Here is an 18,568-nt window from a genome sequence, read left to right as displayed (position 1 = left end):
GGAATTACTTGGTAGCAGTGGAATCACTCTTTGCAGCCGGTGCAGGAGAAGCGCCTTGGTTGTATTTTTTATTCAACCCATCCACCACTGCAGTAGTGATGTCCATGGCTTCTGAGGCATACCACATAGCACCACCTCTTGTGTAAGAGAGGATGACGTCATAGCCTTGTTCTTTCGCATACTCATTTAAATACGCCTGAACTTGGTCATATACTTCATTGTATAGTGTAGCTTCATCAGCGGAAAGCTCCTGCATGAGGTTGTTTCTGTAAGTCATGAGGTTTTGCTCTTTTTGCATCAGTTCCTCCTGCTTTGCTCTTTGCTGATTAGGAGTCATGTTTCCGCCTGTCTGCTGAAAAGTCGCTACTTCTTGCTCAAAACCTCTCGCTCTTGACTGAAGATCACCTTCAAATTTTCTTCCTTTTTCAGTAATCTCTTCTGATTTCTTTTTGAACAAATCGTACTTATTAATGACTGAATCAGTATATACGAAGGCCACCTTGAGGTCACCTGAGCTTACACCAGTTTCCGCTGTTACAGAAGCACTTTCGGTAGATGGATTTTGATTGCAGGAGTAGAAGAAAACCGAGGTTAAACTCAGTAGTCCAACGATAAATAACGCTCTTTTCACTTGATTAAGGGTATGGTTAACAGGCGGCAAATATAGAGAAAGTATTGATTTATCAAGAAGTCAGACAAAATAGGGAGGTTAAATTGAGTTAAGACCTAGAAAAACAAGTCTTGAGCTAACCTAAACACCTGAGCGTGGGCATCAATGATGTCTTTGATCTTGACCGAATATCCGCCACCCATACAGCACATTACAGGGACTTGAATGGACTTGGCACTAGAAAGCACAACCTTATCTCTTTGATGAACTCCTGCGTGAGAAAGGCCCAATCTTCCCAGTTTGTCCGTTTCCAACACATCCACTCCCGATTGGTAAAGAATGAAGTCCGGCTCAAAGTCATTCAGGATGCGATCGAGATTCCTTGTCAAAATATCCAGATACTGATGATCTTGGATGCCATCTGGCAGCCCGATATCCAAATCTGATTTTTCCTTTCGGTGGGGATAATTTTTCTCACCATGCATGCTGAAGGTAAAGACCTCCGGTTTGCCACCGAAAATCTCAGCAGTACCGTTGCCTTGATGCACATCCAAGTCTACGATGAGAATTCTCTTGGCCAGCTGATTGTCCAAAAGGTAATTTGCAGTAATAGCAAGGTCATTAAGCAGGCAAAATCCTTCGCCTCTATCCGTAAAGGCATGATGCGTCCCGCCTGCAATATTCATCCCTATACCAAATTCTAAAGCAAATAAGGCTGCTTGGACGGAACCTCCCGCAATTTGAATTTCTCTTTCCACAAGCTGAGGACTCAGAGGAAAACCAGTCGCCCTTATCTCAGCCTTGGATAGATTTTGATTCTTTAGCTTTAGAAAATAGCTCTCTTCATGGGTGTTGAGAATCCATTGTTTGTCCAACATTTCAGGGACAAAGAAATTTTCCTCACTGACTGTCCCTTCATAGAGCAATTGCTGGGGAAGCAGGGAATATTTCTCCATCGGAAACCGATGACCCTCTGGAAGAGGATGTGAATACAGGGATGACCAAGCTATTTTAAGCATGAAAAAAACGCTGGTAATTAAACCAGCGTCTCGCAGGGTTGTTTTAAAAACAAGTACTTATTCGATTTCATCTTCCTCCGTCTGGAAGGAGTAAAGTGTGTCATCCAAGATCAGCGTATCTTCATTGAATTCAGTGACGAATCTGGATATCACCTTGTCATTGATTTCATCTACATTCAATGCCGCATCCAGGCCAATGCCGTAATCGTGGTTGGTATCCAAATCAATGAATTCCTGCACCTTGACAGCTTCCTCCTCTTCTAGCTCCATGATGATTTCTGTGATAAACCATCCAATTTCCTCCTCCTCACTGGACAAAGGCTTTAGATTTCCCTCCTCATCCTCTTCATAGTTGATTCCTTTGAAATTGGGAAACTTTTTAGCCGCTTCATGTTCAGCCAGTTCATAGACTTCGCTGGAATGATGAAGCCTTAGGGTGTAAAGTGCTGCATCATAGATGACTTTTTTGCCTTCATACATTCCAATGAACCAAAAATTAACAAACTCCTCAGAGTTGCCTTCATCAGGAATAATCTTATAATTTTTTCCTGCTCGCGAAAGTTCTTTTTCTAACTTCTCAATGTTTTGCGGGTCAAACCCAGGGTTTTCAAAATGCATAAAGTAAAAATTTTAGTTTTTCTTTGGGTGAGCTTCGACAGAATCGATTTTATCTGGTTATTTAATCAATAAGAAAATAAAGGAATAAAATGAATCCAACAAAATTTGATGAGGATTTTGTTAAAAAATTAATCAAACAAAAAGAGGGTAAGTCCCTGGATTTCAAAAATAAAATCACTTCTAAAGAAAAAATAGCCAAAACCCTAGTTGCCTTTGCAAATACGATGGGAGGATATTTATTAATTGGGGTAAGCGACAAAAAGCAACTGCGGGGAATCGATCCCGAGGAAGAGAAATACATGATTGACGCTGCCAACCAAGACTATTGCATTCCACAGGTAAATCTAAGCCATCATGAGGTCAAACTGGCTAATCCGGATTTCCCGGAAAATTCAGAGGAAGAAGAAATCTACCTCCTGCTGGTTAGGATTGAACCACACCCCTATCCCCCTGTAATGTACAAAAACATGAACGGCGAAAACCTAACCTATATCCGCCAAGGTGATCGTACTGTTGTACTCAGGAATTAAAGCTAATTCCAAATATCCCGTTGATAATGCTCAGCACAATGGCGAAACCCAATGCCCACCAGAAACCATCTACGGTGAATCCGGGAATAAAATAGGCTGCAATCAATACCACAGCTGCATTGATGACCAAAAGAAACAGTCCAAAGGTCAATAAAGTGACAGGAAGAGTAAGGATGATCAAAATGGGCTTAATGGTAAAATTGATCAAAATGATTACCCCTGCAAGAATAAATCCTGTCACCCAAGAATCCACTTGAGTACCACTTAGCAAAAGATCAGCTATCAAAACCGATATTCCTCCTACCAGAATTTTGGTAAGGATAGAGGATGATTTGTTTGATTGTTCCATAAGCTTGAAATAAGAATTAGAAATTTTATTTAAAAAAACTGACTTAAATCAGATCATTTGATCAAGCCACAAGTTAAACTTGTTCGGGATAAATAAAATCCTGCCTGTTATATTTGTACAATAAATCTAAAAGTAACCCGAGTGATTATTATTATCTTCTTTCTCCTTCACTGGTATTTCTCTTTGTTTTGCCAGAGTTTCTTTCTCCATCGTTATGCTGCTCATCAGATGTTTGTGATGAATAAGTATTGGGAAAAATTCTTCTACTTCTTCACCTGGATTTGGCAAGGGAGTTCCTACCTGTCTCCTCGAGCTTACGCAATCCTTCACAGGATGCATCATGCGTATTCAGATACTCCAAAAGATCCTCACAGTCCCCATCATACCGAAAACCTATTCACTATGATGTGGAAGACCAAAAACATCTACAATGATTACTTCAGTTTCAGATTGAAGCCTGAAGAGCGTTTTTCCAAGGATATCCCAGATTGGAATAAATTTGATCGATTTGCAGATAATATGGCTGTGCGTGTAGGATGGGGACTGCTGTATGTGCTGATCTACGTGCTCTGTATCTCTGTATTTGAATTGCCAGGAACGCATTGGTGGATGTATTTCTTACTTCCTATCCATTTTTTGATGGGACCGGTGCATGGAGCAATCGTGAACTGGAGTGGACATAAATATGGATATGCCAACTTTGACAATAACGACAAATCAAAAAACAGTCTCTTGTTAGATGTTTTGATGCTCGGTGAGTTGTTTCAAAATAATCACCACAAGCTTCCTAACAGACCCAACTTTGCAGTAAAATGGTATGAATTTGATCCGACTTACCCAATCGTAAAGCTGCTTCACAGTACAGGGATTATCAAGTTGAAAACAGCTTAATTTTCTCAAGAAAGATAGCCTTTAAAAAAAAGGCTATTTTTTTTTAAATTTTATTTCTTTGAATATCAGTCTTTTAAATTTTTTTCAACTAAATAGTAATACTATTAATAACTTTTTTTTGCATTTGAGAAACTAAAGCTCTAATTTTCTATCGCAATAAAACTTAACACATATGAAACCATTAACCAGAGCAGAAGAGGAAATTATGCAGATCCTCTGGGATATTGAGCGAGGCTTCGTAAAAGATATCCTATCACCCATGACGGAGCCAAAGCCGGCTTACAACACAGTTTCTACTATTGTTAGAATCTTGGAAAGAAAAGGCTTTGTAAGTCACAAATCCTATGGCAAAAGCCATGAGTATTTCCCTATTGTTTCAAAAGATGAATACCGAACTTTCATCATCAAAAGAATGCTTGAAGGCTACTTCGATAGCTCTTTTGGAAAATTGACTCAGTTTTTCAAGAATGACGAATCACTGAACTCCAAACAATACCAGTAAATACTTATAGTGGATAAGCATCATAAAAAACCCGGTCAGATTTCTGACCGGGTTTTTTGTATTATTTGACCTCTTTTAAAAGTTCTTCCACCGCTTTTTCCAACTGTTGATCAATTCCCTGATCGATCTTACCAGGCATATTTTTTACCTCAAACTGTGGACGGGTTTCCTTGTTTTCCAGCCAATCTCCTGATTTGTCCTTTGCAGAAATCGGAACAGCGCCCCATCGCACACCGTTAGGTAACATTTCCCATCCTGCAAAACTACAGGTTCCTGGTGTAGGCATCCCAACTGTCTTACCGATTTTCAGATCGGTATAGCCACAGGCAAAACAATGACCATCGGAATAGTTGGCTTCATTAAACATAGCCAAGGTGGGTTTGGTCCATCTCGAGGTAGGCTCACCACCTACCACTTTGTCTTCAGTGGCATAGGTGAGGAAGCTTTCTCCGGTAAAGAACATTGCCAAATCGGCTACCAAATCCCCTCCTCCATTAAATCTTGTATCTACGATGACAGCCTCTTTTTCAAAGTACTTACCCATCATCTCATCAAATACATTTCGATAGGGTCCATCACTCATGCCCGGAATATGTACGTAACCCAACTTGCCACCGCTTAACTTCTCTACTTCCTCCTGATTTTTTCTGACCCATCTTTTGTACAGTAGCTGTCCTTCTGCACCAAGAGAAATCGGCTTCACTGTATACTGAGTCCTTGAACCATCTGAAGGATTGAGCACCTCAATCAAAGTGAATTTGTCCGACTTACGATTGAGCAACTTTGCATAGTCAAGATCAGCACTGATAAGCTCACCGTCTATTTTTTCGATGATCATGCCAGTTGATACTGAAATTTCAGCCTTGTCTAAAGGTCCTCCTTTAATGACTTCTGTAATTTTCAGGCCATTTCCTTCAAACCCATAATCGAAGAAGACTCCCAAGGAAGCAGTAGCATCAGACATGGGTACTGATCGGGAATACCTAGCTCCTGCGTGGGAAACGTTGAGCTCACCGAGCATTTCGGAAAGCATCTCCGCCATTTCATATCCGTTTCCAATGTGTGGAAGATATTTTCTGTATTCTGGTTGTATAGCGTCCCAATCCACACCATGCATATCCGGAGTGTAAAACATCCCTTTGGTTCTCAGCCAAACATGCTCAAATAGATGGGCCGTTTCCGCATTTTTATCAAAAGTCATTTCCCCGGAGATTTTGATGGATTCTCTTTTCATCCCCTCCGGATTGATTTTTGAGATTGATCCGCCTGACAGCAAAAACAGGTTTTTTTGATCCTTATCCCATTCCAAACTTCCCGAGTTGGCGTCCAGTTTAATCTCCAATTTGGTCTCTTTGGTCCTTAAATTGGTAGACCAAAGGTCCATACCTTTTTCAAATCGGGCTAGGTAAAAGAGCTTTTCTCCATCCTTAGATAGGACCGCATCTCCCATCGAGGAGGAATGAATCGTTAATCTTGACTTACGGTCCTCAAAGCCATCCCAATTGAAAGTGATTGGTTCCACTTCCTTGGATTTAGCTTTATCATCCTTCTTTTCTTCTCCATTTTCAGATTTTTTAGACTTTTCAATTTCCTTAAGCAAATCATACTCCTCTTTGCTCAACCTGAATTTGTCCCAAGATGCCTGATCAAAAAACAAGGTGTAGACATCCTCTTCCATTCTTCCGCTAGTGGCATAACTTCTCAGACCATCCTTATTGGAAAACCAAATGACCTGCTTACCGTCCCCTATCCATTTGGCATTATCATCAGAATAGCCGCTCAAAGTCAGATTGCGCATTTTTTCTTTTCCAGTCGCATCCAGCAAAACCACTTCAGAATTGGTCATGGTAGGACGATAGCTGGCTAAAAGCCATTTACTGTCAGGACTCCAAGTAAAATACTGATCCCCATCACGCATGTGGAAAAGCAATTCCGGCCCCATCAAGGTAACTGTAGATTTGGTACTCAAATCCATCACTTTCAAGCTTCTTCTTCCCTCCACATAAGCCAGTTTCTTTCCATCTGGGGAGAATTTTGGTAAATAGGCATCCGTATCCAAACTTATCATAGGTTCTTCTTTGATCAGGGTGGAAGCAAAAAAGAAAGGTTCTTCAGCCCGCACTTTGGAGCTCTTGAAAATCTGCCACTTTCCATCTCTTTCGGATGCATAGACCAAAGACTTTCCGTCAGGCGCAAACTCAAGAAACCGCTCCTGCTCGGGAGTCTGGGTGATTCTTTTGGTCATGGATCCATCCACCGCCGTCACAAACACTTCCCCACGAGCAATAAAGGCAATTTCCTTTCCGTCAGGAGAAACGGCCATTTCCTGCACCCCCCCGTTGATTGAAATGTATTGATCAAGATTGGAAATCCCCTGAGTGGCTATGAAGACTTCCAGTTTTTTAGGTTGTTCTCCTTTTCTAAGCGTGTATAGCTCTCCATCAAAACTGAAACTCATCAGTCCGTTTTGGGCGATGGAAAGAAAGCGAACCGGAAACTTGGAAAAGCTGGTCAGTGCGGTGCTTTGATTGGGATTGTCCACCGGCATACTGAAAACATTGAAGCTTCCATTTGCTTCGCTGAGGTAATAAATCTCAGTTTCGTCTGAAGAGAATACCGGATTTCTGTCCTCTCCATAGAAAGTGGTCAGCATCTGATGGGTATTGGTAGCCCCATCATACATCCAAATATCTCTTGCAATACCGGACTCGTGATGCTTTCTCCATTCATTTTCTCCTCCCTTCTTATCGTGGTAGATCATCTTAGATCCATCTTTGGAGGTCTGAACGTATTCAGCTGGCAGGGTCCAGATCTGATCCACTCTGCCTCCTTTTTTATTCACCTGATATAGCTCAGGCTGGGAACCTGTAGGATATTGCCTATGCGATGCAATGTCCAATCTGGATGCACCGAAGATCACTTTTTCATTTTCTGAACTGAAGTCAAAAGGCTGCTCATCATTAGAATGATAAGTCAAACGAAGCGCCTCTCCTCCATCAACAGACATCACAAACACATCAAAGTTGCCATAACGATCCGATGCAAAGGCAATCTGCTTTCCGTCCCGTGACCAAACCGGTTTGAAATCGTGGGCTTCATGGAAGGTAAGTTGAGTTGCTTTCCCGCCGGCACTTGGGACTAAATAAAGATCCCCCTTATAAGTAAAAGCGATTTTTTCTCCGTCAGGAGAAATGGCTGGATACCTCAACCACTGGGGTGAAGTTTGAGAAAAGGTCTCTTGAGAAAAACTCAGAAGTATCCCCAATCCAATTATTCTAAATAGTCTTTTCATAGTTTATCATATCGAACGGTTAAAAATAAGCACTTTTCGTTTTGAAGTGGGTCAAGTTTTTTACGAGCCCTGCTGCTTTTATTTGATCTGGTATTTCCTGAGGGAATTTGGTGCTTGACTTCCATACTCCCCTCCGAGCCCCTATATTTGCGCCGTATTAAAAAAGACCCCAAAAGAATGAATTCATTTATTGAAGAACTGAAGTGGAGAGGAATGTTGCAGGATATGACGCCTGAGATTGCAGAGCATCTGGAAAAAGGCATGGCCTCTGCCTATCTCGGTTTTGATCCTACTGCAGACTCGCTGCATATCGGGCATTTGGTTGGGGTAATGACTCTTTTACACTTCCAAAGAGCTGGACATAAGCCTTTTGCATTGGTAGGTGGCGCTACCGGAATGATTGGTGACCCCTCATTCAAGTCTGCGGAAAGAAACCTGCTAGACAAAGCCACTTTGGACCACAACGTAGCCTGCATCCAAAACCAACTTTCCAAGTTTTTGGACTTTTCAGGTGAATCAGCCAACAAAGCCGAACTTGTCAACAACTACGATTGGATGTCCCAATTTTCCTTTTTGGAGTTTATCCGGGATGTGGGAAAGCACATCACCGTCAACTACATGATGTCCAAAGACAGCGTCAAAAGACGTCTGGAAGACGGGAATGGACTCTCTTTCACCGAATTCAGCTATCAGCTGATTCAGGGGTATGACTTCTATCATCTTTGGAAAAACAAGAATTGCACTGTCCAACTCGGAGGTTCCGATCAGTGGGGCAATATTGTTACTGGGACAGAACTCATCCGCAGAATGGGCGGAGGAAGCGCTTATGCTTTGACAGTACCTTTAATTACCAAGGCCGATGGATCAAAATTTGGCAAGACAGAAAGCGGTTCAGTTTGGCTGGATCCTGAAAAGACCTCACCCTATGCCTTCTATCAGTTTTGGTTGAATGTATCTGACGAGGATGCTTCCAAATACATCCGGATTTTCACCGTATTATCCCAGGAAGAAATCGAGGCTCTCGAAGCACAGCACGCAGAAGCACCACATTTGAGAATGCTTCAAAAGGAAATTGCCAAACAAGTAACCACCATGGTTCACAGTGCCGAGGACTACGAAATGGCCGTGAAAGCTTCAGAAATCCTCTTTGGCAAATCCTCGACTGAAGACCTAGCCTCTCTGGATGAGCGTACTTTCTTAGCTGTATTCGAAGGAGTTCCTCAGGTTCAGCTTTCCAGTTCGGAATATTCGGAAATCGATCAGGTTTTGGAGCTTTTCGGAGAAAAAACCCAAGGTCAAATTTTCTCTTCAAAAGGAGAAGCCAGAAAAATGATTCAAGGTGGTGGCCTGAGCATCAATAAGGAAAAAGTAAATGATCCCAATGCGCCGATGAGTTTCGACCTCCTGCAGGGAAAATATCTATTGATCCAAAAAGGAAAGAAAAATTACTTTATTCTGGAAGTAAAATAAACCCTTGTCTTTCAAGAAAAAAGGCCTAAATGATTGATTTTAGGCCTTTTTTTATGTCTTGGAAAGATAAAACCCTTACAATAATTGACCCGAATTTAATATCTTTGAATTCCTTTTTGAACCCATATTTTTAACTCATGGCTGGAGAAAAAAACAAAGAAAAACTCATACTTGACTCTGCGGTAGCGCTATTCACTACCAAAGGTTACACCGCCACCCGAATGGAGGATGTGGCCAAAAAAGCAGGAATCTCCAAAGGACTGACCTACTTCTACTACAAAAACAAGGAGGACCTCTTTATGGCTTTGACCAAAAAAGCCTTTGATCAATTCCGGGAAGAATTCAGAGAGGTCCTGAGAACCAAGGGGAAAAATGGAATGGAAATGATCACTGACCTGGCCGAAAAAGTGATTCTATTTTCAAAAAACTATCCAGTGTATTATGAGGCTATCCTAAATTTTCTGGATGTGCTGAAGAAATACAACCATGCCAGCCTAAGGAAAGAAATTGATCCCTTGATTTTGGATTCCATCCATTTCCACAAGCTGTTGGAAGTCCACCATGAACCCGTGAGAATGGGGGTACAAATGATTTCTCAAGGAATCAAGGACGGAAGCATACGACCGGAATTACAGCCGGAAATCACATTTTATATGATTTGGGGAATGCTGATTGGCTATGAAAAAATGGTCGGACCGGTGGAGTATGAAGGGAAAGAGACAAAGGTCAGTCCGGATGCCTGGAAGCCCGGTTGTATCCGATTGATGCAGGATATGCTCCGAGGAACCATTCAGGCCACCAAGCCACAAGTGGTTCAGGCTAGTTTATTTTGATCCAAAAAACCATCGAAAAAGTAAAAAGGCTGTCCCAGATTTCTGAGACAGCCTTTTTCAGTTTATCGGCTTTTCCAAAGCTCTTTCAGTTGATGTCCATTGACCAATAGAACAAAGCGCGCTGGATTGGGTACCAGGACAATTCTCATGTCCACTTTTCCCAACTGATCGGATTCGATAGGCACACCTTCCGAACCGCTCACCTCGTAGGTGACCACTCCGGAGGCATCGGGAAGCATTTCTTTGTAATGATTAGCCAAATAAGCCGTAGGAAGCAGGATATCTGTATCCGATTTCAATTTGGCATAAATCTTCTCCAGTTGAGGCTCCAATACACTCTCATAGGCTTCATTGAAATCATCCTCCAAATCGTGTAATTCTTCCTCCAAATCATCATAGCTCTCGTCGCTATAATCCATCTGATGGAGAAGATTTCTCTTTTTTACAAGTTCGGTAAGTTGCTGGTCCAGCTTTTCCCAATTCATGAAGCTTAGTTTTTAGATACTTTGTTTTGATTAAAAGGCAAAGATCGGAAATCTTGGTTTTTAACCCGAATGAATCGGAGATTATTCACTTACCAGAAGAATTTTACCATTTCTTCCTGTGGTTTCATAGGCTTGTATGGCCTCTTTGAAATCACTCAAGTCAAACTTCCCTGCTACATCCACTTGAGAGGAGTCTTGCATCAGGAAACCAAATACTTTTCCAAAAGCCTTCATTCGTTGCTCAGCACTCATATTCTCTATCCAGGTAGACAGCCAAAAGCCACTGATGCTCAGATTTTTGAAAATAAGCAAGCCGCTATTGACGGGCATGTTTTCCAAGGCCAATGCCCCAAAAACCATCATTCTTCCATTGGACTTCAGGCAAGCAAGAGCTTTGGCACCGAGCATCCCTCCTACTGCATCAAAAATGACATGCACTCCTCCCTCAGTTTTCTCAGGAATTACCTTTTGAATTTTTTCAGTTTCAGAATTGATCACCAAGTCAGCACCCAACTTCTCCAAAACGTCTTTTTGGGAATCATTCCTCACGGTAGCTGCCACGTTGATCTTTTTTTGCTTAGCCATTTGGATGGCAAACTTCCCAAAAGCAGAGGCACCGGCTGTGATCAAAAGCCATTGTCCTTCTTTGAGTCCGGATTCCTCCAGCATTCCATAAGCTGTCATAGGATTGACAAAAGCCTGACAGGCAACTTCATCAGGCATGCCTTCTGGAACAGGTATCACCATAGATGCAGGAATACAAACATATTCTCTCCATGTCCCGATCGCAGTAAACATCACACGGGTACCTTTTTTAATTCTTCCTGCCTGATCGCCAGTTTCCACTACTCCGGAAGCTTCAAACCCTGCACTGCTAGGGAGTCTGGGAGTAATTCCGTACATCCCCCGGATAAACATAAGGTCAGATGGATTGATATTTCTGGCAGTAACACGAATCAATACCTCTTCCGATTTTGGGGTTGGAATAGGGCTTTCTTTGATTTGGAGAACTTCCAAGGGCATTCCGGGCTGATCGAAAATAATTTCCTTCATGAGATAAAATAGTCTTTGATTTTGAGATGATTTGAATTTGAAAACCTTAGTCTTAGTTTTTAAACTTTTATTTTTTTTATCTTAAGGGAGTAATATAACCCAAAACGCATGGATTTATCTTCTGTTTTTTCTCTAAATGGAAAAGTCGCTCTCATTACCGGAGCAAGTAAAGGTATAGGATTAGGAATTGCTGAGATTTTCGCCGCCGCTGGAGCCAGAGTAGTCATCAGCAGCAGAAAGCAGGATGCACTCGACGAGGTGGCCAATCAGCTCAAAGCCAAAGGCTACGAAGCTACCGGGATAGCCTGCAATGTCGGAAATATGAACGAGCTTCCCGGATTGGTAGAAAAAACAGTAGAAATCTACGGAGGCTTGGACATTTTGGTCAACAATGCTGCCTCCAACCCGGTTTTTGGACCAGTGCATGAGACAAGCCTCGAGGCTTTTGACAAGATCATGAATGTCAATGTCAAGGCCGCATTTGAGCTTTGCAGACTATGCTTTCCCCATCTTCGCAAATCCTCCAATGCCTCAGTAATCAATATCTCTTCAATTGGAGGAATTTCTCCAGAACAGGGCTTGGGCATTTATTCTGTCTCCAAAGCTGCCTTGATCTCCTTAACCAAGGTCTTTGCCAAGGAATGGGGAGACGCCAAAATCCGCGTCAATGCCATCTGTCCAGGACTGATTCAGACCAAATTCTCAGAGGCCCTTTGGTCCAATGAGAAAATCATGCAAATGATTATCAAGCAACTCGCCATCAAACGAGCTGGTACTTCAGAAGAAATCGGAGCCATGGCTCTGTTTTTGGCTTCATCGGCCTCTTCGTATACCACAGGAGGCGTATTTACTGCGGATGGAGGATTTACGATTTAAGTGATGAGTACATCCACCACCTCCCCCGTCACCCCATCCGAGCTATCCCAACTTTTAGAAAAGTATCGTGGATTTGTAGAAGACAAGCTATTTCCCATCGACCTTGATGTGGTGAAAGGGCCATTCCGGTCCTTTCTACCCCAGCTACATTCACTTCGGGAACAAGCAAAAACCATGGGCTTGTTTGCCCCTCACCTTTCTCCTGAGGAAGGAGGATTGGGTTTGACCTTAGTTCAATTTGCAAGAGTCTCCGAAATCTTGGGTCAAAGTCCAATCGGGCACTTTGTATTTAATTGCGCAGCTCCGGATATCGGCAATATGGAATTGCTGCATATGTTCGGTTCGGCTTCCCAAAAATCCACATGGCTTGGACCGCTCCAAAAAGGGGAAATCAGAAGTTGCTTTGCAATGACCGAACCTCAACTTCCAGGAAGTAATCCTGTCCATCTCGCCACAACTGCTGTAAGGGAAGGAAACGAGTATCTTATCAATGGACACAAATGGTTTACCACGGCTGCAGATGGCGCTCAATTTACCATAGTCATGGCAGTGACCAATCCAGAAGCTTCTTCTCCCTATCAGAGGGCAAGTATGCTCATTGTACCACTCGATAATCCCGGATTTAAACTGATTAGGAACATACCTATCATGGGCGAAGCCGGCGAGGATTATTTGTCCCATGCCGAAGTGAAATTTGAAAATTGTCGAGTTCCCGCCTCCAACTTGATCGGAGAAGAAGGTCAGGGATTTGCCTTGGCCCAAGAAAGACTAGGCCCCGGGAGAATCCACCACTGCATGCGATGGATAGGGATTGCGGAGCGGGCTTTTGACATGATGTGCAAAAGAGCAATGAGCCGTGAACTGGACATAGGAAAACCTTTGGCAGAAAAACAGACCATCCAAAACTGGATTGCAGAAAGCCGAGCAGAAATCAAAGCCAGTCGACTTATGGTTTTGGATACTGCCGAAAAAATGCAGGAATTAGGCGCCAAAGCAGTCAGAGAAGATATTTCCACCATCAAGTTCTTCGTGGCAGATGTGCTGATGAAGGTAATCGATCGGGCGATCCAAGTACATGGTGCATTGGGGATCACTGATGATACGCTTCTTTCTTTTTGGTACCGGCATGAGCGAGGAGCTAGAATCTACGATGGACCAGACGAAGTGCACAAGTCTTCTTTGGCCAAGAGCATTTTGAAATCTTATCAGAAAAAAGCAAATGGATGATCCAAGAGACTTTTCCAAGCTGAAAAAGCACTTGCACGAGCGATTGTATTGGAAGCCTGAAGAGATTGAAATTTCTCAGATCGCCGGTGGTTTTTCCAATCTGACTTTTCTTATTGAGACTCCTCTTGGGAAATTTGCCATGAGAAGACCTCCTTTCGGAGAAAAAATCAGCAAGGCACATGATATGGCCCGGGAATGTAACATTCTGGTAGCTTTAGAGAAGGCTGGCTATTCAAAAGCTCCCAAACCTATTCTCCTATTTGAAGACGAGGATATCATCGGAGCCCCATTTTTCATTATGGAGTTTGTTGATGGCCTAGTGCTGAGAAATAGAAATTCTACAGGATTGCTCCCCACTTCGGAAGAATTTGAGCTTTTATCAAAAAACAGCATAGACTGCTTATTGGAGCTTCATCTTTTAGAATTGAAAAACTCCGGACTGATTCAACTTGGCAAACCTGAAGGCTACATTCAAAGACAGGTCGAAGGTTGGATTGACCGGTACTTCAGAGCCAAAACTGATGCTCTTCCTGAAATGGAAAAAGTTGCGGATTGGCTGAAATCGAACAGACCCGAGAAAGAGAATGTAGGATTCATTCATAATGATTTCAAATATGATAACGTAGTAGTGGATCGGGAAAAACTGACCGAGATTAGGGCTGTATTGGATTGGGAAATGGCCACCGTAGGCGATCCATTGATGGATTTGGGCACCTCTCTTGCTTATTGGGCGCAAGAGGATGATCCCGAGATTCTGAAAATGTTCAATCTGACCCATCTTCCCGGAAATATGACCCGAGCTGAAGTCATCCATTATTATGATCTGAAAAGCCCCTTGGACATGAGCAACATGCTCTTCTTTTATGTTTTCGGCTTGTTCAAAGTGGGTGTCATTGCCCAGCAGATTTACAAAAGATACAAACAGGGATTCGCCAATGATCCAAGATTTGCGGCATTAATCCATGTGGTCAATGCTGCTGGAAAGAAAGCCGAGCAAACTATCCTCACCGAAAAAATATAAATCCAATGAATATCAAAACCATCTGCATCCTAGGTGCCGGCACCTTGGGCTCCCGAGTTGCTTTGCAATCTGCCTTGTCCGGCTATGAGGTAAGAGTCTATGACCTAACCCAGAAAGCCCTAGATTTTTCCCTCAATACCATGAAAAAAATCCTCCATCAATTGGTCAAAGCAGGACAATTGGAGGAAAAGACCGTTCCTGAAGTTTTGGGAAGGATTGAATTCACTTTAGATCCAAAGCGAGCAGTAGAAAATGCGGACTTCATCAACGAAAGTGTAACCGAAGAAATCGAAGTCAAAAAGAAAGTCTGGAAGCAGTTTGGAGAATTGGCTCCTGAGAAGACTTGGTTTACCACAAATACCTCCTATTTGTTACCATCCATGTTTGCTGAAGAATCCGGGCGACCGTCCCGCTTCTGTGCTTTCCATTTCCATGATGTGTTTTACTCCAGAGTCGTGGATATCATGCCGCATCCGGGAACTGACCCTCAGATGATTCCTATGCTGGAAGAGTTAGGAAGAAAACTCAATCAAGTTCCAGTATTAGTGAAAAAAGAAAACCCCGGATATATTTTCAATACCATGCTGATGGCCCTGATTGGAGCGGCTGGCAAACTTCTCACCAAGGAAGTCGCTTCTATTGAAGATGTGGACCGTTCCTGGATGGTCAATTTCCATATGCCCATGGGACCTTTTGGAATTCTGGACTCCATTGGCCTGGATACTGCATGGCATGTAACTCACAAGCTACCAGATGCCGCTTCCCAAGCTTTTGCGAAGCTCTTGAAAGAAGAATACCTGAATCATGGAAAACTGGGAGAAAAATCAGGAGAAGGATTCTATAACTATCCGCACCCAGCCTATAAGGCCAAGGATTTTATTCTCTAAATCGGAATTTGAGATACTTGATCTTCTCCCCTTTGTCTGAAAACATCTTTTCGTAGCGGGTTTTTATTCCATGGTGATCGTCTTTCATCTCACTTTGATAAAAGTCGTGAGTAAAGGCGATCACTTGGATATCTTCCCTGCTTTGGACAAGTTCTAGGGTATAGTCAAAAAGACCCGTATTGTCTGTTTTAAAATGTACCAAACCTTCTTTCTCGATCAAGGGCTTATACATTTCCAAAAACTTGGGTGAGGTGAGCCGGCGTTTTTCATCTCCATCTCTAGGGAATGGATCCGGAAAAGTAATCCAAAGCTCAGAAATCTCTCCCTCTGCAAAAAACTGATCCAGATTTTGAATTTGGGTTCTCAGGAAAGCCACATTGTCAAGCCCCTCTGCAGTAGCTGTAGAACTTCCTTTCCAGATTCGGCTACCTTTGATATCCACTCCGATAAAGTTCTGATGGGGATACTCCCTTCCCAATCCCACGGTAAATTCTCCTCTTCCACAGGCTAATTCCACCACAAGGGGATTTTGATTTTGGAATTGGACTTCATGCCAGTTTCCTTTGATGGTTTCAAAAAGGGGTTTTCCAGCCTGAATTACATTGGGATTTCTTTCGTTTTCGGCGAAACGAACCAGCTTTTTTCTGCTCATTTAGAGGTTGTCGATTTCTGCGACCACAAAAGTACTCCCTCCCACAAATATCAGGTCATTCCTTCCGGCATTTTTTTGGACGAAAAGCAAAGCTTCATTAACCGATGGAATCACTTTTCCCTTCAATCCTGCTTCTTCTGCCTTTTGGGCCAAAATATCAGCAGGCATAGCCCGTGGAATAGACGCCTGGGAAAACACATATTGAGCATCTTTGGGCAGCAGTTCGAGGATTTTTCGCACATCCTTATCCTGAACCATCCCTATTACCATCCAAAGCTGATCGAATGAATAGGTTTGCAACTGAGCCAAAATCTCCCGTATTCCCGGTTCATTATGACCGGTATCGGCGATGATGGTCGGTTTTTCACCTAAAACTTGCCAACGTCCTTTTAATCCGGTCATCGAAGCCACTTCTTTCAATCCTTTTTTGAGCGCTTGCTCGGGAATTTGCCAACCTTTTTCTCTTAACTGATTGACAGCTTCTAAAATCCCCGGAAGATTGTATTTCTGGTAATTCCCCATAAGACCGAACTCCAAGTAGAAGGATTTTCCATTTTCACTTATCTGATAATTGGCTAGTCCCTTGGCCTCGGTCCCTACTTTTTCCACCTTGATTTTTTGATCAGCAAAAGTGATGGATGCTCCACTTTCTTTAGCCTTTCGAAGAAAAACAGAGGAAGTTTCATCCTGAGACTGACTGATGACCACCGGAACTCCGGATTTGATAATTCCAGCTTTTTCCCCTGCAATCAAAGGCAGCGTATCTCCCAGATATTGCTGATGGTCAAAACCAATATTGGTAATCAGGGCCAATTCGGGTGAAATCACATTGGTACTATCCAGTCTCCCTCCCATTCCTACTTCAATGATCGCGATATCAACCTTTTGCTTGGCAAAATACCAAAAGGCCATCCCTACCGTCATTTCAAAAAAACTAGGACGAAGCTCTTCCAAAAACTCTCGATTTTCCGCTACAAAATCGACTACGTCCTGCTCTCCGATTTCCATGCCATTGATTCTGATTCGCTCGGTAAAAGACTTGAGATGAGGAGAAGTATAGAGGCCGGTTTTGTATCCTGATGCCTGAAAAATGGCCGCCAGAGAATGGGAAGTACTTCCTTTGCCGTTAGTCCCTGCGACGTGGATGGATTTGAATTTCTTTTCGGGATTTCCCAGATGAGCACAAAGAGCCAAAGTATTGCTCAGGTCTTTCTTGAACGCCGAATCCCCTACCCGCTGAAACATGGGAAGGGATTGATATAAGTAATCCAGTGTTTCCTGATAGGTCATGGATTAATCTACCTTGATCAAAAAAGTGATTTTTCCTGTAGAAAAGTCAGCTGCCGCTGTACCTCCAGACTTTTTGAAAGAAATCTGATTGACCACCTGTCTGTAATAAGCCAAAACTTCATTGGAAACATTGTATTCCAAGGGAACAGCCTGAACCACCCTGCCAGCATCATCCACGGTGATTTTGAAGACTATTCTCCCATTTCGAGTAGAGACTTGGTCATTGATATTCGGTCTTGAGGCAAAATCCCATCCCGCCAAATCCAAGCTGTAGCCTGAACCGGAATTGGTGCCTTTGCCACTTCCTTCGCCCATGATAGCCCGACCATCTACTGTGCCTGTGGGTCGGCCCTCGTCTCCTTTGGCATTACTAGTACCCTGAGCACCTCCTGAAGCCGGAGTTGAACTTTTGCCTGAGGTCCCTCCTGCACCGAAGATGGCTCTTTGATCGATTTTGGGTTGTTCCGGAGCTTTTTGAGTGGTCGTCTCCGCGTCTGATTTTGCAGGCGTAGTAACTGTCTTGGTTGGCTCTGTTTTGGTAGGTTCCGGCTTCTTGGTTCGTTCTGCAGCTTTTTCTTCTCCTTTGATGGGAGATGGCTTTGTGGTTACCGCCTGATTAGCTGCCGGTTTGGAGCTTGTCTTTGGTTTTGCAGTTTGAGTTTGAGGACTTGGCGCTGGGGTTGCAGGTTGGGTTACAGCTTGAGCGATTTCACCCGCAGCTGCTTGTTCCGTAATTTGAGAGGGAGTTTCGGAAGGAGGATTGGGGCTATTTCTGTTGCCCGAGCCGGTATCAGAAAACCCAAGATTCAATTCTAAACCATAAGTAGGAAGAGGTGGAATCGGCTGTTTCCACACCACGATAAAATAGAAAGCCAGAAGCAAAAGAATGTTGATCACAACCGTAATGATTGTGGACTTTCTTTTACTGTCTTTTTCTATTTGATCTGTATCCCAGGCTTGCAT

At 43.0% G+C, this 18,568-nt stretch carries 19 protein-coding genes; 9 read left to right on the top strand and 10 right to left on the bottom strand.

The window, feature by feature from the left end:
- Positions 1-4: 4 nt before the first annotated feature.
- The 3 genes from AAA938_RS05265 to AAA938_RS05255 form a co-directional block, all read right to left on the bottom strand.
- A complete protein-coding gene (locus tag AAA938_RS05265; protein WP_338227593.1) occupies positions 5-631 on the bottom strand; it encodes an OmpH/Skp family outer membrane protein in 627 nt (208 codons plus the stop codon).
- Positions 632-726: 95 nt separating this feature from the next.
- Entirely contained in the window at positions 727-1,629 is a 903-nt protein-coding gene (locus AAA938_RS05260; protein ID WP_338227592.1) for a histone deacetylase family protein, read from the bottom strand.
- Positions 1,630-1,686: 57 nt separating this feature from the next.
- Positions 1,687-2,247, bottom strand: coding sequence for a hypothetical protein (locus tag AAA938_RS05255; protein ID WP_338227591.1), 561 nt, complete (start codon positions 2,245-2,247; stop codon positions 1,687-1,689).
- A gap of 89 nt (positions 2,248-2,336) precedes the next feature.
- Between AAA938_RS05255 and AAA938_RS05250 the strand changes: the two genes are divergently transcribed.
- Entirely contained in the window at positions 2,337-2,777 is a 441-nt protein-coding gene (locus AAA938_RS05250; protein ID WP_338227590.1) for an AlbA family DNA-binding domain-containing protein, read from the top strand.
- Here AAA938_RS05250 and AAA938_RS05245 read toward each other — a convergent pair.
- Positions 2,767-3,126: a phage holin family protein gene (locus AAA938_RS05245; protein WP_338227589.1), complete on the bottom strand. Its 360-nt coding sequence runs from the start codon at positions 3,124-3,126 to the stop codon at positions 2,767-2,769. The genes AAA938_RS05250 and AAA938_RS05245 overlap by 11 nt on opposite strands.
- A gap of 141 nt (positions 3,127-3,267) precedes the next feature.
- Here AAA938_RS05245 and AAA938_RS05240 point away from each other — a divergent pair, with 141 nt between their 5' ends.
- Both AAA938_RS05240 and AAA938_RS05235 read left to right on the top strand, forming a co-directional pair.
- Positions 3,268-4,017, top strand: coding sequence for an acyl-CoA desaturase (locus AAA938_RS05240; protein WP_338218785.1), 750 nt, complete (start codon positions 3,268-3,270; stop codon positions 4,015-4,017).
- A gap of 172 nt (positions 4,018-4,189) precedes the next feature.
- The gene (locus tag AAA938_RS05235; protein ID WP_338218786.1) at positions 4,190-4,519 is read left to right on the top strand and encodes a BlaI/MecI/CopY family transcriptional regulator; all 330 of its coding nucleotides are present in this window, start codon (positions 4,190-4,192) and stop codon (positions 4,517-4,519) included.
- A 61-nt stretch (positions 4,520-4,580) separates the two neighbouring features.
- On the opposite strand, the gene AAA938_RS05230 is transcribed toward AAA938_RS05235, so the two are convergent.
- Positions 4,581-7,811 (bottom strand): S41 family peptidase, encoded by a 3,231-nt coding sequence (locus tag AAA938_RS05230; RefSeq protein WP_338227588.1) that lies wholly within the window; start codon positions 7,809-7,811, stop codon positions 4,581-4,583.
- A gap of 177 nt (positions 7,812-7,988) precedes the next feature.
- Between AAA938_RS05230 and tyrS the strand changes: the two genes are divergently transcribed.
- Positions 7,989-9,281: a tyrosine--tRNA ligase gene (tyrS, locus tag AAA938_RS05225; protein WP_338227587.1), complete on the top strand. Its 1,293-nt coding sequence runs from the start codon at positions 7,989-7,991 to the stop codon at positions 9,279-9,281.
- Between the two features lie 137 nt (positions 9,282-9,418).
- Positions 9,419-10,114 (top strand): TetR/AcrR family transcriptional regulator, encoded by a 696-nt coding sequence (locus AAA938_RS05220; RefSeq protein WP_338227586.1) that lies wholly within the window; start codon positions 9,419-9,421, stop codon positions 10,112-10,114.
- Positions 10,115-10,176: 62 nt separating this feature from the next.
- Here AAA938_RS05220 and AAA938_RS05215 read toward each other — a convergent pair whose 3' ends face one another.
- A complete protein-coding gene (locus AAA938_RS05215; protein WP_338227585.1) occupies positions 10,177-10,599 on the bottom strand; it encodes a hypothetical protein in 423 nt (140 codons plus the stop codon).
- Between the two features lie 81 nt (positions 10,600-10,680).
- The gene (locus AAA938_RS05210) at positions 10,681-11,652 is read right to left on the bottom strand and encodes a zinc-dependent alcohol dehydrogenase family protein (protein WP_338227584.1); all 972 of its coding nucleotides are present in this window, start codon (positions 11,650-11,652) and stop codon (positions 10,681-10,683) included.
- 108 nt (positions 11,653-11,760) lie between these two features.
- On the opposite strand from AAA938_RS05210, the gene AAA938_RS05205 reads away from it, so the two are divergent.
- From AAA938_RS05205 to AAA938_RS05190, 4 genes are read left to right on the top strand one after another with little or no spacing between them, the layout of a single operon-like run.
- Positions 11,761-12,528 (top strand): SDR family NAD(P)-dependent oxidoreductase, encoded by a 768-nt coding sequence (locus AAA938_RS05205; protein ID WP_338227583.1) that lies wholly within the window; start codon positions 11,761-11,763, stop codon positions 12,526-12,528.
- A gap of 3 nt (positions 12,529-12,531) precedes the next feature.
- Complete coding sequence (locus tag AAA938_RS05200) at positions 12,532-13,755, top strand: acyl-CoA dehydrogenase family protein (RefSeq protein ID WP_338227582.1); 1,224 nt, start codon at positions 12,532-12,534, stop codon at positions 13,753-13,755.
- Positions 13,748-14,776: a phosphotransferase family protein gene (locus AAA938_RS05195; RefSeq protein ID WP_338227581.1), complete on the top strand. Its 1,029-nt coding sequence runs from the start codon at positions 13,748-13,750 to the stop codon at positions 14,774-14,776. The genes AAA938_RS05200 and AAA938_RS05195 overlap by 8 nt, the downstream gene beginning before the upstream one ends.
- 5 nt (positions 14,777-14,781) lie before the next feature.
- Entirely contained in the window at positions 14,782-15,663 is an 882-nt protein-coding gene (locus AAA938_RS05190; protein ID WP_338227580.1) for a 3-hydroxyacyl-CoA dehydrogenase, read from the top strand.
- Here the strand turns inward: AAA938_RS05190 and trmB are convergent.
- Genes trmB through AAA938_RS05175 form a run of 3 tightly spaced genes read right to left on the bottom strand, consistent with a single transcriptional unit; the run spans position 15,653 to position 18,568 of the window.
- The gene (trmB, locus tag AAA938_RS05185) at positions 15,653-16,315 is read right to left on the bottom strand and encodes a tRNA (guanosine(46)-N7)-methyltransferase TrmB (protein WP_338227579.1); all 663 of its coding nucleotides are present in this window, start codon (positions 16,313-16,315) and stop codon (positions 15,653-15,655) included. The two genes, AAA938_RS05190 and trmB, sit on opposite strands and share 11 nt — an antisense overlap.
- Positions 16,316-17,605 carry a bifunctional folylpolyglutamate synthase/dihydrofolate synthase gene (locus AAA938_RS05180; RefSeq protein WP_338227578.1) on the bottom strand — a complete coding sequence of 430 codons (1,290 nt, stop codon included), beginning with the start codon at positions 17,603-17,605 and terminating at the stop codon, positions 16,316-16,318.
- Between the two features lie 3 nt (positions 17,606-17,608).
- Positions 17,609-18,568, bottom strand: coding sequence for an energy transducer TonB (locus AAA938_RS05175; protein ID WP_338227577.1), 960 nt, complete (start codon positions 18,566-18,568; stop codon positions 17,609-17,611).

Origin of the sequence: Algoriphagus taiwanensis, assembly GCF_036245645.1 — a bacterium.
Taxonomy (GTDB): Bacteria; Bacteroidota; Bacteroidia; order Cytophagales; family Cyclobacteriaceae; genus Algoriphagus; species Algoriphagus taiwanensis.
Note: the sequence above shows the minus strand (reverse complement) of the source record. Positions and strands in the feature narration are given on the sequence as shown.

Excerpts from the sequence above, each read along its gene's own strand:
- AAA938_RS05260 (WP_338227592.1), bottom strand. The coding sequence starts at position 1,629 with ATGCTTAAAATAGCTTGGTCATCCCTGTATTCACATCCTCTTCCAGAG.
- AAA938_RS05255 (WP_338227591.1), bottom strand. The coding sequence starts at position 2,247 with ATGCATTTTGAAAACCCTGGGTTTGACCCGCAAAACATTGAGAAGTTA.
- AAA938_RS05250 (WP_338227590.1), top strand. The coding sequence starts at position 2,337 with ATGAATCCAACAAAATTTGATGAGGATTTTGTTAAAAAATTAATCAAA.
- AAA938_RS05245 (WP_338227589.1), bottom strand. The coding sequence starts at position 3,126 with ATGGAACAATCAAACAAATCATCCTCTATCCTTACCAAAATTCTGGTA.
- AAA938_RS05235 (WP_338218786.1), top strand. The coding sequence starts at position 4,190 with ATGAAACCATTAACCAGAGCAGAAGAGGAAATTATGCAGATCCTCTGG.
- AAA938_RS05230 (WP_338227588.1), bottom strand. The coding sequence starts at position 7,811 with ATGAAAAGACTATTTAGAATAATTGGATTGGGGATACTTCTGAGTTTT.
- tyrS (WP_338227587.1), top strand. The coding sequence starts at position 7,989 with ATGAATTCATTTATTGAAGAACTGAAGTGGAGAGGAATGTTGCAGGAT.
- AAA938_RS05220 (WP_338227586.1), top strand. The coding sequence starts at position 9,419 with ATGGCTGGAGAAAAAAACAAAGAAAAACTCATACTTGACTCTGCGGTA.
- AAA938_RS05215 (WP_338227585.1), bottom strand. The coding sequence starts at position 10,599 with ATGAATTGGGAAAAGCTGGACCAGCAACTTACCGAACTTGTAAAAAAG.
- AAA938_RS05210 (WP_338227584.1), bottom strand. The coding sequence starts at position 11,652 with ATGAAGGAAATTATTTTCGATCAGCCCGGAATGCCCTTGGAAGTTCTC.
- AAA938_RS05205 (WP_338227583.1), top strand. The coding sequence starts at position 11,761 with ATGGATTTATCTTCTGTTTTTTCTCTAAATGGAAAAGTCGCTCTCATT.
- AAA938_RS05200 (WP_338227582.1), top strand. The coding sequence starts at position 12,532 with ATGAGTACATCCACCACCTCCCCCGTCACCCCATCCGAGCTATCCCAA.
- AAA938_RS05195 (WP_338227581.1), top strand. The coding sequence starts at position 13,748 with ATGGATGATCCAAGAGACTTTTCCAAGCTGAAAAAGCACTTGCACGAG.
- AAA938_RS05190 (WP_338227580.1), top strand. The coding sequence starts at position 14,782 with ATGAATATCAAAACCATCTGCATCCTAGGTGCCGGCACCTTGGGCTCC.
- trmB (WP_338227579.1), bottom strand. The coding sequence starts at position 16,315 with ATGAGCAGAAAAAAGCTGGTTCGTTTCGCCGAAAACGAAAGAAATCCC.
- AAA938_RS05180 (WP_338227578.1), bottom strand. The coding sequence starts at position 17,605 with ATGACCTATCAGGAAACACTGGATTACTTATATCAATCCCTTCCCATG.
- AAA938_RS05175 (WP_338227577.1), bottom strand. The coding sequence starts at position 18,568 with ATGCAAGCCTGGGATACAGATCAAATAGAAAAAGACAGTAAAAGAAAG.